Source organism: uncultured Flavobacterium sp., assembly GCF_937967675.1.
Classification (GTDB): domain Bacteria; phylum Bacteroidota; class Bacteroidia; order Flavobacteriales; family Flavobacteriaceae; genus Flavobacterium.
Window position 1 is genome coordinate 1 of the sequence record NZ_CALBSN010000135.1, and the last position, 13,361, is coordinate 13,361.

Genomic DNA, 13,361 nt, shown 5'->3' on the forward strand with positions numbered 1-13,361 from the left:
CGCAGATGGTACTGCAGTTATGTGGGAGAGTATGTCGCCGCCTTTCTTTTGAAAACCCTTCATCTAACGATGAGGGGTTTTTTGTTTTGTGTAATTTTTTTAAAAAAAATAATTTAAGATATCGAACAGAGAAGTTAATCTCGAAACTTCGGGACGACTGCGCAGATGGTACTGCAGTTATGTGGGAGAGTATGTCGTAGCCTTTGTTTTGAAAAGCCTGTCTAGTTATAAACAGTTTTTTGTTACCTATAACCGTCAATACGAAACTGAAAAACCACCTCATAAGGGTGGTTTAGTTGTTTGTATGCTTCATGAAAGACTAAACTTAGCGTTTGCTAACGAATGTACTTGGCTAGTTCGGCTAAAGCCTTTTAGCTTTTTTGAAATCTTTATGCGGTTTTGTTACCAGTATATCGTCCCTACGGGACTGGAAAGTGGTTTTCTACTTCATGAACCACTAAGGAGAGCGACTCGCTTGTGAATCTGCGAGCATTATCAAGGCTTTTGAATATTTTAAAGAGTGTTTTTTACCAATATATCGCGACTAATGTACTGGGAAAAGCATAATTTTTCTAATGAAAACCAATTCTGCGTTAGGAATTACTTCGTCAGTTGCAAGCTCGGGTGGAGCAATTGTTTGAGCTCTTAATTGGTTGCCTTCGAGAACCTCAGGCAACCAATTAAAGCGAGTGTGGATAACCCGACTCGCTAAAGCGGAGTAACGCCCTAAAACTCTAATATGGTATTGTAATATTTCTGATGTTTTTTGAATTCGCGAACGCCTTCTTTAAAAGTTAGGTATTTCACACCTTTTTTATGGTTGTTTTTACTGATTAGGTACATGTAATGGAAATGACGTGTGAGTTCTTTCCAACCGAATAGAAGGGAGTGTTTTGGGTCGTACATGTGCGTGGGTTCGCTGATGGCACCGTTGATTTCTATGATTTGGAAGTTTTTTCCTTGTGCTAAATCTTCATAGGAATGGTACATAATGTCCATTCTTCCGAAATGAAAACCATTGATTTGACTACAAATAATGCTGAAACTTTCTATCATTTCAGGAGTGATTTCGTGACTTGCATCTACGAATTTGGTTCCGCGACAATGATTTCCGTAAGGAACTAAATTAATGGTTTCTCCTTCGCTTAAAATAGTGTTTAATTTGTCTTTGTATTCTTCTTCAAGTACTTCTAATTGTAATAGATAGCGTTTGTCTTGATGTAATAATTCGCGAATCGTGTTTTTCCCGTTTCCTGTTAAAATCATGAATTCTTTTGCTACTATTCCAGTAATTTTACCGGGTTGGTTAGGCAATTTTATATAGAAAAGTCCGATTTCATTCTCATAAGGAATCAAACTTTGAATTAAAACATTGAAATTCGCTTTAGAAAAATAGGCTGCTAATTCTTCCGCATTGTGAATTTTTTTAACGGCTGTTCCTCTTAAACCGATATCAGGTTTTGCAATTAGTGGGAATTCTATAGCCGCTTCTTTTATTTTCTCTTGAATAGCTTCTAATGTTTCAGTAGGCTCAATCAAAAGGGTTTTGGGATAATATTCAGATGGAATTAAATCGTAAATTTCTTTTTTTGATTCCATGAAAAAGCCTCCATTTTTTATAGTAGGATTTGAGGCATTGAAATAAAAAAACGAACGTGTTCTTGCTGCATAAAACAAATATTGAAAGTACACAGGAACATAAACCACTTGATACGGCCAATATTCCCAATGAATTAGTTTATGTAGAAAGAGATTCAGTTTTGTCATTTTTATTCGAATAAATCTAAATAGCGCATTTCAATATTGTTCTGAGTTACTTGGCATTGTGTGATGCTAATGGTTTTTAATACATTATTACGATTAATCTGTAATCCAAAATCTTTATTTTCAGATTCAGTAAATTGATGAAAATGTAAGATTTCTTCGCCTGTTGGATTACTTTTATTTTGCATAAAATTGTGAAACCAAGTTTTTCTTTGTTCCCGAATTTCTTTAAAATATAGCGTAGAAGAAGACCAAATGTGAAATTGTTTTTCATCAATAACTTCTTCGGTTTTTTCTACTTCATTCCATTGTAATTGAACTAGTTTATTGTTTTCGAACAAGATAATAGTGAAAGGTTCGATATCAGTTAAATCTACTGATTCCCAGTATTGCAGCGAATTTTCTACACTTATTAATTCTAAAACTACTAAGCCTCTACTTTTTCGATAATTGGGTTTTGGAAGGTGTTTTTCTTGCGCTCCATTGAGTAGAACGACAATTTTAGTTTCGCTATGTGCTATCCAAGTGCCACCTGCTTTTGGGTCTTTTGGGAAGGTGATTTTTTTTCCTTCAATATGATATTCAGTTGGAGGAAGTGCTCTTTCACGTGTAATTTTTTCATCACGATTAGAAGTGATGATACAGCCTTCTTTCGTTGGAATATACGTTACTGTGCACATTGTTTTCGGTATTCTAGAGTTGATGGCGCAATTCCGAAAGAATCTGCAATTTTAATGTGCGGTAAGCGAAACAATGCTACTTTTATCAAGGCTTGATGGTGAATGCTGTGTTCCAAATTGTAAAGCAATTCTCGGAAATAGTTGGTTTCAAGCATTTCTGTATCGCTGAAACAATTGTGTGCTAAAGAAAGTGACTTGTTCGGTTTATCTAGTTCAGAACGATATTTTTCAAGGATTTTAATCGCTACTTTGGTATCGGATTGAAGGATAATGTCGCGTTTTCTTTTATCGTAATTGATGCTACCACTTTCGTAATGGTTTAACAATGCACCCAAAAGTTCAATGATGTGTCGCATATGTTCACCAATGGTAGCATTGCTTAATTCTAGGAACGGCAATGTCAGTTCTTCATTTGTTAATTGCTGAAGAAGATCAATATTTTCAGATAAGTTTTGCTTTACAATTTGGACCAACATATTCTTACTTGGTTTCTGGAACAAATTTTATAGAAACCGAATTCATACAATAACGTTGACCAGTAGTTTCTTTTGGTCCATCATCAAAAATATGTCCTAAATGACCATCACATTTGGCACATAAAACTTCAGTACGAATCATTCCATAGCTCAAATCTTGTTTGTAAACCACAGAGCCTTTTATCGATTTATCAAATGAAGGCCATCCACAGTGCGAATCAAATTTAGTATCAGAAGTAAATAATTCGTTTCCACAACCTGCACAAACGTATTTTCCTTTTTCAAAATGATCCCAATATTCTCCTGTAAAAGCTCTTTCCGTACCTTTGTTTCTTAGTACTTCATACTGTTCTGGAGTAAGCTGTGCTTTCCACTCGGCTTCGGTTTTTTTAGAATTTGAATTCATAGTTTTAGGTTCTTTGGTTTGGGATTGACACGATTGTAAAGTTACAATTGCGATTAATAAAAATAACGATTTCATAGCTAACATTTTTTCAAATTTAAGGGTTAGAATTCAAATAAAGTGTTAACAATGTTACAAAGTATTTGAATTACGTATTGATTTCTAAATCTTTAATATAATCTTCGTTTTCATAGAAAAAGCGTTCAAAAGCATCCATTTTTTCGGCAAAGAAGTCAAAAATTTCAAGCCACGTATTTTTGTTGTTGATACTAATTCCTGTTTTTTCTACCCAAACTCGGCTGATTACTTTTCCTGTTTCTAAATAAAAATTGCGTTCAAAAATAACATCGTCTAAATAGTCTTCTAAAAGAATGGTTTTTAACGATTCTACTTTCTCATAATATATTTTACGTTTTTCTTCGTCTTTTGGTTCTATATCGAGTAAAACTTGTGCTTTTTTATTGTCAACATAAAATTTGAAGGTTACATCTTTGATTTTGGTATTGTATAACAACCATTTGCGGGGATATTCTTCGGCAAAGGCTATCCAAAAATCTTTTTTTATTTGTAGTGCTTCTTCTTTACTGAACATATTATTGAATTAGAAATTTATTTTGTTTGAAAAAAAATAGCTACCTTTAAGGTTGCTAAATTGAGATGGTATGCTTTTTAATGATTTTATAAAACACCTTCCAAAGATAGAAAAAGAAACTCTTCTTTCTACGGATGCACATGCAAAAATGGCACCGTTAGAGCGTATTTCTTATTTAAAGGAGGAAAATTATATGGATAATAATCCTAGAAAGGCGGCGGTTTTAATGTTGTTTTATCCTAAAAATAAAGTAACGCATTTGGCTTTAATTGTTCGGAATTCCTATCCAGGAGTTCATTCTTCTCAAATAGGTTTTCCAGGAGGAAAAGTAGAAGAGTTCGATGCTGATTTAGAGGAAACAGCGCTTAGAGAAACACATGAAGAAGTTGGGATTCATCCAGAAAAAATTCAAATCATTAAGCCTTTTAGCGAAATTTATATTCCACCAAGTAATTTTTTGGTAGCGCCATTTATGGGAATTTCGCATGAAGAATTAACTTTTATTCCTGATTTGGATGAAGTTAAGCGGGTTTTAGAATTTTCAATTGCCGATTTTTTAGACGAAAAAAGTATTACAAAAGTCAAAATGTCAACGTCTTACGCAACGGATATTGAGGTGCCTGCTTTTATGGTGGACAAATATGTTGTTTGGGGAGCTACTGCTATGATGATGAGCGAGTTAAAGGAAACTATAAAATGTGCTTTGAGTAAATGTAATTTTTAGCGATTTCAAATTATTACCTTATAATGTGATTTTAAGCTGTTTTTCTTTCTAAAGTCACCTATTTTATTACTTTTGCGTTCTTGTTTTGTAAAAAAAATAAAAAATTATGGGATTATTTAAGAGAAATCCTTTCGGACATATATTGTTTTTAAAAACTTGGTTAATTCGTATTGCGGGTTTTTTAACACACCGTCGTTATCGTAATTTTAACCAATTACAAATCGAAGGTTCAGAAATTATCAGAAGTTTACCTGACAAAAATGTATTGTTTATTTCTAATCATCAGACATATTTTGCTGATGTAGTAGCGATGTTTCATGTTTTTAATGCAGCATTAAAAGGAAGAGAGAATAATATTAAGAACGTAATGTATTTGTGGAATCCGAAACTTAATATGTATTATGTTGCCGCTAAAGAAACCATGCAAGAGGGGTTACTGCCTAGAATCTTAGCTTATGCTGGCGCTATTACTGTTGAGAGAACTTGGAGAGCAAAAGGGCAAGATGTTACGGAGAAGAAAGAAGTAAATCCAAATGATACAGAGAACATTAAAATTGCTTTGGAGGATGGTTGGGTAATAACTTTTCCTCAAGGAACTACACGTTCTTTTAAACCAGTAAGAAAAGGAACGGCTCACATTATTTTACAGCATAAACCCATAGTTGTACCTATTGTTATTGATGGATTTAGGCGTTCTTTTGATAGAAAAGGATTGATGATTAAGAAAAAAGGAATCTTACAATCGATGGTAATTAAAGAACCTTTAAAAATCGATTATGAAACAGCAACGGTTGACGAAGTAGTTGAAATGATCGAATTTGCAATAGAACAACACCCTTCTTTATTAAAAGTGATACCGGCAGAAGTGCTTGAAGAAAAACGAAAAGAAGACGAACAAAGAAGATGGAGTTATTAAAAAAAGTTCTGATATTCAGAACTTTTTTAATATGTTAAATTAATGAATCACCGCTTCAACTCTATAACCATTGCGTCTTAAAAGTTTAATGATGCCTTCATTACCGGCTAAATGCCCTGCTCCAACAGCAATAAAAGTTGGTTTTTCGTTGATAATTTTTATTATTGTTGGAATCCATTTATTGTTTCTGTCATAGATTAAAATTTTCTTATTTTCAGAAGTTATTTTATTTTCAGATTCATCCATAATTTGTTGCATTGCATCAATATCTTTATTCTTGTAGATAGCAATCATTTTTTTTATTTCTTCTTTATCTTTTTTCAAATCACTCTTCACCATTTTAACTAACTCTTCGGCTTGAATTTCATATGGGATTTGATCAAAAATTTCCATTTGTTCTTTAATGGTTTCTAAACCAAAAACTTCTTTATTATTATTGTTTTTGTTTATAATAATTAATTCTCTTTCAATATTTTGAATTGAACATTCTAATATTGATGGATATAGCATAGTAGCAATCATAAATGGTTTGTAACTATCAAAAAATTTTAAAGACATCTTCATTTTTTTATTTAAAAATTCATCCACCAAATTAAAATCTTCTGAATTTAGTAATTTTGATATTTTATTTTCATTTTTCATGGTAATGTATTTCATCATTTCCATTTCTATAGGTTTATTCATATCTATTTCTAAAAAAAGCTGTTCAGTAGTTTTAAGCGCTTTTATTGTGCTATCATCTAATGAGGCATCACATGATACATGTATTGTTCCAAATAAATAAGAATCGTACTTTAATCCATTACCCGAAATTTTCCATAGCAAACTTTTTTCTAATTCTTGAGAAAAGGATAATCCTGTAATTAATGTTAAAAGGGAAATAAAGAAATGTTTCATTAATAGTCTATTTTTTTAAGTTCGTCAAAGTTTTTTTGAAGTCTTTTTAGTAAAATTCCATAAAGTAATCTATAGAATAACCAAATAAGTCCAATAAAAATAGCAATTATTGCAGCATAAACAACTAACATTATAAAGTAAAAGGTATTGGCATCAATGTTTTGCGACATTTTATCTATTATTTTACGAATGTTTGGATCATACATGAATTGGAAAATAAAAACTAAAATAAATGAAAAAGCAGTCATGGCTAAATTGTACCAAACATAATATTTAACTGTCTTTCTTGTTTTTATAATACTTTGCATTAATTGTTTGATTGTATCTGTTGTATTAATGCTTCTGTAATTTTTGAAGAATAGATAAATAAAATATAAAATAACCCCATAATTAACAGCTGAAATTACAGGCATTGCGGTTTCTAAGTGGTATAATTTTAATGTTTTGAAATATTCTTCATCAGCTGTAAAAAAAGAAATACTAGCCCACAAAACAAGTTCTAGAACACTAATAATAACAATCCACTTTACAATAGAAGAAGAACGTTTATGCAGCATACCATAAATTTCATTTTCACCTATTTGTTGGAACGAACTTTCTCGTTTTTTCCAGTCTTTTTTTAATAATTCTAATTCATCCATAGCTACGGATTTAATATTTTTTTTAATTTCCCTTTTACACGATTCATTTTTACTCGTGCATTTACCTCACTTATCCCCAAGGTTTCTGAAATTTCGGTGTAATCTTTATCTTCTAAATACAACAAAACTAAGGCTTTTTCAATGTCATTTAATTCGCTAATAGCGCTGTATAAAAGCTTTAATTTTTCTTCTTCTTCAAAATTGTAATCGTCTTGTGTTACTTTATGAAAAGTATTGTCAAACTCAATGGTATCAATGGTTCTTTTCTTTTTTCGATATAAAGTAATGGCAGTATTCAATCCAACGCGATACGCCCAAGTAGTAAATTTAGAATCGCCTCTAAAGTTGGGAAAGGCTTTCCAAAGTTGTATCGTAATTTCCTGAAACAAATCGTTATGCGCATCCTCATCAGTAGTATACAATCGACAAATTTTGTGGATTATATTCTGATTCTCTTTGAGTTGCTTAACAAAAAGTGCTTCCGATTCCGATTTCATATACAATAAGTAGTCATTTGAAAGAATATGTTACAAGTTTAGTAAAAATCAAATACAAGTTCAAGAACAAATTCAAATTTAATCACAAGGGCAAACTCAAAATTTAATTTTTTAAGATAAATTTAGATTGAAAATATAAAATTTAGTTAAATGTGAATTGACTTTAGTTGGCCCGATTGAACTTGAACTTGAAATTTATTACCTTTGACTAATTAGATTATAAACGATGAACATACCTCGTAGTAGCTTTCCTAGAATTGTCATCATTGGTGGTGGTTTTGCAGGAATTTCTTTAGCGAAAAGACTTCGCAATAAAAAAGTTCAAGTTGTTTTATTAGACAAACATAATTACCATAATTTCCAACCTTTAATGTATCAAGTGGCAACGGGCGGTTTAGAACCCGATTCGATTGCTTATCCGATAAGGAAAATCGTTCAAGAGTATAAAGATTTTTATTTCCGATTGGCCGAAGTTCGTGATATTGACCCCGAAAACAATATCATTTATGCCGATATTGGTGATATCAAATACGATTATTTAGTCATTGCAACGGGTTCGAAAACCAATTATTTTGGAAATAAAGAAATCGAGCGCAATAGTATGGCGATGAAAACCATTCCACAATCGTTGAATATTCGTAGTTTAATTTTAGAGAATTTCGAACAAGCTTTGCTTACGAATGATATTGATGAACGTCATAGTTTGATGAATTTTGTTTTGGTAGGCGGTGGACCAACAGGAGTAGAACTAGCGGGTGCTTTGGCCGAAATGAAAAAAGCCATTTTGCCAAAAGATTATCCCGATTTAGATGTTCGAAAAATGGAAATCAATCTAATTCAAGGAAGTAATCGCGTTTTAGATTCGATGAGTGAAAATGCTTCGGAGAAAGCTGAAAAGTTTCTGTTAGATTTAGGTGTAAGTGTTTGGAAAAACGTTCGTGTAACAGGTTACGATGGAAAAACCGTTACCACTAGTTCTGATTTATCTTTTGATTCCGCAACGGTGATTTGGACTGCTGGAGTTCAAGGAGCTTTGCCTCATGGTTTAAAAGCCGATAGTTTTATCAAAAATGTAAACCGTATCAAGGTTAATCAATTCAATCAAGTTGAAGGTTATGATAATCTCTTTGCAATTGGAGATATTGCCGTAATGGCTTCAGAACAATATCCTCAAGGACATCCGATGATGGCACAACCTGCGATGCAACAAGGACGATTATTAGCCAATAATTTAATTAAAATCATCAATAAAAAAGAACCTAAACCATTCGAATACAAAGACAAAGGTTCGATGGCAACCATTGGAAGAAACAAAGCAGTTGTCGATTTACCAAAATTCAAATTTAGTGGCGTTTTCGCATGGTTTGTTTGGATGTTTGTGCATTTATTTTCGTTAATCGGATTCAAAAATAAAGCGGTAGTATTCTTAAATTGGGTGTACAATTACATCCGTTTTGATAGAGAAGCAAGGTTAATTATGCGTCCATATAAAAATAGAAATCAAGTAAGTTTTACAAGTGATGAATTGTAAGTGTTCAGTCGCAGTCGCAGTTTTCAGTTAGAGAAGTCGCTTAACATGAAATTATAGAATTTTCACATTAAATTACTGTGACTCATCACTGCGACTGTCGACTTCTCCATACCCAATCGCTAATCCTACAAATTTATTATACCCTTCCATGCCGTCTTTTTGTTGGTTGGCTTTAAGGAAATTATCGTAGAAATATTCAAAAAAAGTATTGATTGGCGTTTGGTATTTCTTCCAAAAGATTTCGTTTTCCTCAAAGTTTTTCAAAACGCCTTTGTTGATTTTTTTGATATAAACTTCTGAATTTCCTTCTTGCATCATCTCTAAATTATGCAACGCATAGCGCAATGCAAAACTGTAGGCGGAATATTGGAAATACAAATCCTCATTTTTGGCAGCCGTTACAAATCCAATGAAATTACATTCGCTTTCGCTTCCAATTCCAGTTTGATGCGCCATTTCGTGGCAAGTGGTTAGTGGTGAAGTGTATTTCGGTTTTAAATAATTGACTTGTGCTTCATTGGTAAACGGATTCAAATAACCGCCAAATCCCATATAACTCAAAGGATAACTAAACAACGACGATTTAATGCTTTTTACTTCGTAACGAAATTCTTGTAAATCGGTTGGGATATTTTCATAACCTTTCAAGGCCAAATTATAAATTTCATCATGCGAATACGGAATCACAACGGCAACCGAATCATTTTTAGTGATTTTAAGTTGTAAAGCATTGGTTTTTACCAACATCTTTTCAATGAAAATTTCCAATTGTTCTTTCGAATATTCTTTTTCAATATGTAGTTTTTCATGCAGCGGAATTCGGTAATAGTTCATTCCCCAAAGCAAATGAAAGAACAAGTAAAACACCGAAACCCAACTCAATATTGCTAATAGGTTATCTTTCCATTCTTTAAAAAAGCCAATTCGGTGTTTCCAAATCCAACGGAATAAAAGTAAAATTAGAATGAAATAAGTAACATCGCCAAACGAAAACGGCAACCAACCGAAAACTTTTCTCGATACAAAAGCCAATTTCGGATAAAAACCTTTGCTGTATACATTTTCTACAAAATCAGGAAACAAACCTATCGTTTTCACTACGATGATTTGGATAAGTAAGAATAAAGGAAGGATAAATTTTCTTTTCACAGCGCTTTTTAAAACGTAAATATAATCACAAATCAATTTGTAAAGCAATTAAACTTTGTAACTTTGTTATCTTAAAATTTGAAACATTAAAACTCAAATAAAACAATGAGCCAAGAAATAAGAAATTTAGAGCCAAAAGCACTTTGGAACAAATTTGCCGATTTGAATGCCGTTCCGCGTCCGTCTAAGAAAGAAGAACGTGTGATTGCGTTCATGATGGAATTCGGACAAAAATTAGGATTGCCAACTGTGAAAGATCATGTGGGGAATGTGATTATCAAAAAACCAGCAACTCCAGGCATGGAAAACCGCAAAACTATCGTAATGCAATCGCATTTGGATATGGTACACCAAAAAAATAACGATACAAATTTCGACTTTGATACACAAGGAATTGAAATGTATGTCGATGGCGATTGGGTGCGTGCTAAAGGAACTACGCTTGGTGCTGATAACGGTTTAGGAGTGGCAACCATCATGGCGATTTTAGAAAGTACTGATATTCCACATCCAGCAATCGAAGCGTTGTTTACCATTGACGAAGAAACGGGAATGACAGGAGCAATGGGCTTACAAGGCGGCATGCTTGACGGAGAAATTTTATTGAATTTAGATACTGAAGAAGATGATGAAATCGATATCGGATGTGCGGGTGGAGTAGATGTAACCGCTACTAGAACTTACAACGAAGAAGAAACACCAGAAGGTTCGGTTGGTTATACCATTACAGTGAAAGGCTTACAAGGCGGTCACTCGGGAATGGATATTCACAAAGGATTAGGAAATGCAAACAAAATCATGAACCGTTTGTTATTTGACGGATTTGAGAATTTTGGTCTTCAAATTTCTGAAATTTCTGGTGGAAGTTTGCGTAATGCGATTCCAAGAGAAAGTGTGGCAAAAGTAATTATCGCAGCGATTTATGACGAAGCTTTTGTTTTTGATATGCAAGAAATCATCAACGAAATCAAAGCCGAGTTCAAAACAATGGAACCTAATTTAACGATTGAAATTGTTAAAAGCGAGACAACTCCAGCAAAAGTGATGGATTTAGGCGTGCAAGAAGGTTTGTTACGAGCGATTTATGCCGCTCACAACGGCGTTTACAGAATGTCGACTGATATGGCTGATTTAGTGGAAACATCTAATAATATTGCAAGAGTAATTGTAAAAGATGGCGAAATTTCGATTCAGAATTTAACGCGTTCGTCTGTGGAGAGTTCTAAATTTGATTTGGCCAATGCTTTACGTTCGGCTTACGAATTGTTTGGTTGTGAAGTAGAGTTTTCAGGAAGTTACCCAGGTTGGACACCAAACGTAAAATCAGAAATTTTAGATGTATTAACGTCTATTTACGAAAAACAAAACGGTTCTAAACCAAATGTTGTGGCTTGTCACGCTGGATTAGAATGTGGTATTTTAGGAACGAATTATCCAAACATGGACATGATTTCTTTTGGACCAACCATTCACGGAGCACACAGCCCAGATGAAAGAGCGAGTATTTCTTCTGCTCAAAAATATTGGAAGTTTGTTTTGGAAATTTTACAAAATATTCCGGTTAAGAAATAAGAAGATAGAATAAAGAGGAAATCCCGATGAAAATCGGGATTTTTTTGTGCTGGCGCGAGCATCTTGCTTGTGACCATTATTTTATTTGCCTTAATTTGTGTTCAAGAGCGTGACGCTCACGCTAGCGAGGAAAATTTGTAATTTTATTCTTATTTTTTAAAAAATACCAAAAACCTTAATAAAACTCAATATAAGTTATTAACAAAAAAAGTCTACTCTTATACTTATTGTATTATTCCGTACAATAATCATTATAAAAGATAATGGCATCTTCAAGTTCAGCAAAAGTATATTTATAGTTTTTGAGATCATCTACTAATGTTGTACAATCTGAAAGATAATTAGAAACATTTTTTGCCCAACTCTTAATAATTGAACAATCAATACATGTTGCAATTTCTTCATTATCTCTTTTTAAATAATTGTTTTGTACATTGGTTTTAGGAGTATTTGTATTTGGAAAGTTGTTTTTATTTACATTATAATTTTCAAAATATAATCTATAGGTCATGGTTTCTGGACTTCGATAAAGTTTTACTTCGCCATCAACTAAAATTTCTAATAATTTAGGATATTCATACTTACTTGTTTTTACATATTCAAATGTTTTAGTCATTTCAAAACCAATGAAGGTAATTTTAGAAATGTCTTCGAAATCCCAAAAATCACCTTTTTCTTCTTTTGTTAATCTAAATTTTATTTTTTCTTTAGGATCTAAAATGTTTACAATTTTAAGCATTCCAAATCCTTCTAAAGCAGTTCCATCTTTAAAATAGATAATGCATTCTTGGTCTTGAGAAAACGCTGAAAAGTTGTTTAAAAGTAGAAATAGAAATAAATTGAAGGTAAATAGTTTCATTATAGCATTTGATTTTTCTTACAACAAAGATATCATATAAATTCAATATTGAAATTTTCATTTTAAACAAAAAAGGCTCACTTTCGTGAACCTTTTCTTTTATTAACTCAAAATAATTAAAACTAAGATGGGGAAAATAATTCCGGCTACGGCTAGTTTCCAGCCTCGGCGTTTAAAGGTGTTTTTGCCGTGGGTTACCATTAAAGTTCCCGTGATGGCAATAAGTATTAATGAGATTCCAAAAATATCAGAGTAGTAAATCCACCAGTTAGAAGTAGTTTTATGCAACTTCATTGTTTGGCTGATAATTGGTGTTTTGTTGAAAGCAACAATTTCGCCTTTACCTGTTTTCATATCGATTTCTACATCGTGCTTTTCAAACGAAATTTTAAACGTGCCTTTCTTTACGTTATGGCGACGCATTTTATCATCGATGCCCAATTGTTTTCCTAAGTTTTCAGCAAATTCCTCTGTAATTTGGCTTTCTTCTGGCAATTGTACTTTGATGTTTTTGGTTTCGATGGTATATTTTTCAGGATGCCAATGTTCTCTATGGTTCATTAAAATTCCTGAAAAGGCAAACGAAATAATCAATCCTACGTAGAAGTAACCAAAATCGCGGTGAATGTCTCTAATTAATTTTTGTTTCATGTTTTTATT

General features: G+C 32.7%; 15 protein-coding genes. 4 read left to right on the forward strand and 11 right to left on the reverse strand.

Annotated elements, in window-relative coordinates; genetic code table 11:
* Window positions 1-726: 726 nt before the first annotated feature.
* From Q0075_RS08960 to Q0075_RS08980, 5 genes are all read right to left on the reverse strand, one after another.
* The gene (locus Q0075_RS08960; protein WP_297869228.1) at window positions 727-1,767 is read right to left on the reverse strand and encodes a D-alanine--D-alanine ligase; all 1,041 of its coding nucleotides are present in this window, start codon (window positions 1,765-1,767) and stop codon (window positions 727-729) included.
* Between the two features lie 2 nt (window positions 1,768-1,769).
* Complete coding sequence (locus Q0075_RS08965) at window positions 1,770-2,444, reverse strand: NRDE family protein (RefSeq protein WP_291106797.1); 675 nt, start codon at window positions 2,442-2,444, stop codon at window positions 1,770-1,772.
* The gene (locus Q0075_RS08970; protein WP_297869229.1) at window positions 2,432-2,920 is read right to left on the reverse strand and encodes a DinB family protein; all 489 of its coding nucleotides are present in this window, start codon (window positions 2,918-2,920) and stop codon (window positions 2,432-2,434) included. The genes Q0075_RS08965 and Q0075_RS08970 overlap by 13 nt, the downstream gene beginning before the upstream one ends.
* A gap of 4 nt (window positions 2,921-2,924) precedes the next feature.
* Window positions 2,925-3,401, reverse strand: coding sequence for a peptide-methionine (R)-S-oxide reductase MsrB (msrB, locus tag Q0075_RS08975; RefSeq protein ID WP_297869230.1), 477 nt, complete (start codon window positions 3,399-3,401; stop codon window positions 2,925-2,927).
* Window positions 3,402-3,471: 70 nt separating this feature from the next.
* Window positions 3,472-3,915 carry a DUF4268 domain-containing protein gene (locus Q0075_RS08980; RefSeq protein WP_291106791.1) on the reverse strand — a complete coding sequence of 148 codons (444 nt, stop codon included), beginning with the start codon at window positions 3,913-3,915 and terminating at the stop codon, window positions 3,472-3,474.
* A gap of 70 nt (window positions 3,916-3,985) precedes the next feature.
* Here Q0075_RS08980 and Q0075_RS08985 point away from each other — a divergent pair, with 70 nt between their 5' ends.
* Window positions 3,986-4,639, forward strand: coding sequence for a CoA pyrophosphatase (locus Q0075_RS08985; RefSeq protein WP_297869231.1), 654 nt, complete (start codon window positions 3,986-3,988; stop codon window positions 4,637-4,639).
* Between the two features lie 106 nt (window positions 4,640-4,745).
* Window positions 4,746-5,555, forward strand: coding sequence for a lysophospholipid acyltransferase family protein (locus Q0075_RS08990; RefSeq protein ID WP_291106787.1), 810 nt, complete (start codon window positions 4,746-4,748; stop codon window positions 5,553-5,555).
* Between the two features lie 39 nt (window positions 5,556-5,594).
* On the opposite strand, the gene Q0075_RS08995 is transcribed toward Q0075_RS08990, so the two are convergent.
* From Q0075_RS08995 to Q0075_RS09005, 3 genes are read right to left on the reverse strand one after another with little or no spacing between them, the layout of a single operon-like run.
* On the reverse strand, window positions 5,595-6,452 hold the full coding sequence (locus tag Q0075_RS08995) for a TraB/GumN family protein (protein ID WP_297869232.1): 858 nt from the start codon (window positions 6,450-6,452) through the stop codon (window positions 5,595-5,597).
* Window positions 6,452-7,093 carry a hypothetical protein gene (locus tag Q0075_RS09000; RefSeq protein WP_297869233.1) on the reverse strand — a complete coding sequence of 214 codons (642 nt, stop codon included), beginning with the start codon at window positions 7,091-7,093 and terminating at the stop codon, window positions 6,452-6,454. Before Q0075_RS09000 ends, Q0075_RS08995 begins: the two co-directional genes overlap by 1 nt.
* A gap of 2 nt (window positions 7,094-7,095) precedes the next feature.
* Window positions 7,096-7,590, reverse strand: coding sequence for an RNA polymerase sigma factor (locus Q0075_RS09005; protein WP_297869234.1), 495 nt, complete (start codon window positions 7,588-7,590; stop codon window positions 7,096-7,098).
* A 226-nt stretch (window positions 7,591-7,816) separates the two neighbouring features.
* Here Q0075_RS09005 and Q0075_RS09010 point away from each other — a divergent pair, with 226 nt between their 5' ends.
* Entirely contained in the window at window positions 7,817-9,121 is a 1,305-nt protein-coding gene (locus tag Q0075_RS09010; RefSeq protein WP_297869235.1) for an NAD(P)/FAD-dependent oxidoreductase, read from the forward strand.
* Window positions 9,122-9,193: 72 nt separating this feature from the next.
* On the opposite strand, the gene Q0075_RS09015 is transcribed toward Q0075_RS09010, so the two are convergent.
* Entirely contained in the window at window positions 9,194-10,270 is a 1,077-nt protein-coding gene (locus Q0075_RS09015) for a DUF3810 domain-containing protein (protein WP_297869236.1), read from the reverse strand.
* 105 nt (window positions 10,271-10,375) lie between these two features.
* Here Q0075_RS09015 and Q0075_RS09020 point away from each other — a divergent pair, with 105 nt between their 5' ends.
* Window positions 10,376-11,842, forward strand: coding sequence for an aminoacyl-histidine dipeptidase (locus tag Q0075_RS09020; protein WP_297869237.1), 1,467 nt, complete (start codon window positions 10,376-10,378; stop codon window positions 11,840-11,842).
* Window positions 11,843-12,074: 232 nt separating this feature from the next.
* On the opposite strand, the gene Q0075_RS09025 is transcribed toward Q0075_RS09020, so the two are convergent.
* Together Q0075_RS09025 and Q0075_RS09030 are read right to left on the reverse strand one after the other, a co-directional pair.
* Window positions 12,075-12,701, reverse strand: a complete 627-nt coding sequence (locus Q0075_RS09025; RefSeq protein ID WP_297869238.1) for a hypothetical protein — start codon at window positions 12,699-12,701, stop codon at window positions 12,075-12,077.
* 102 nt (window positions 12,702-12,803) lie between these two features.
* Window positions 12,804-13,352, reverse strand: a complete 549-nt coding sequence (locus tag Q0075_RS09030) for a PepSY-associated TM helix domain-containing protein (RefSeq protein ID WP_297869239.1) — start codon at window positions 13,350-13,352, stop codon at window positions 12,804-12,806.
* Between the last annotated feature and the right edge of the window lie 9 nt (window positions 13,353-13,361).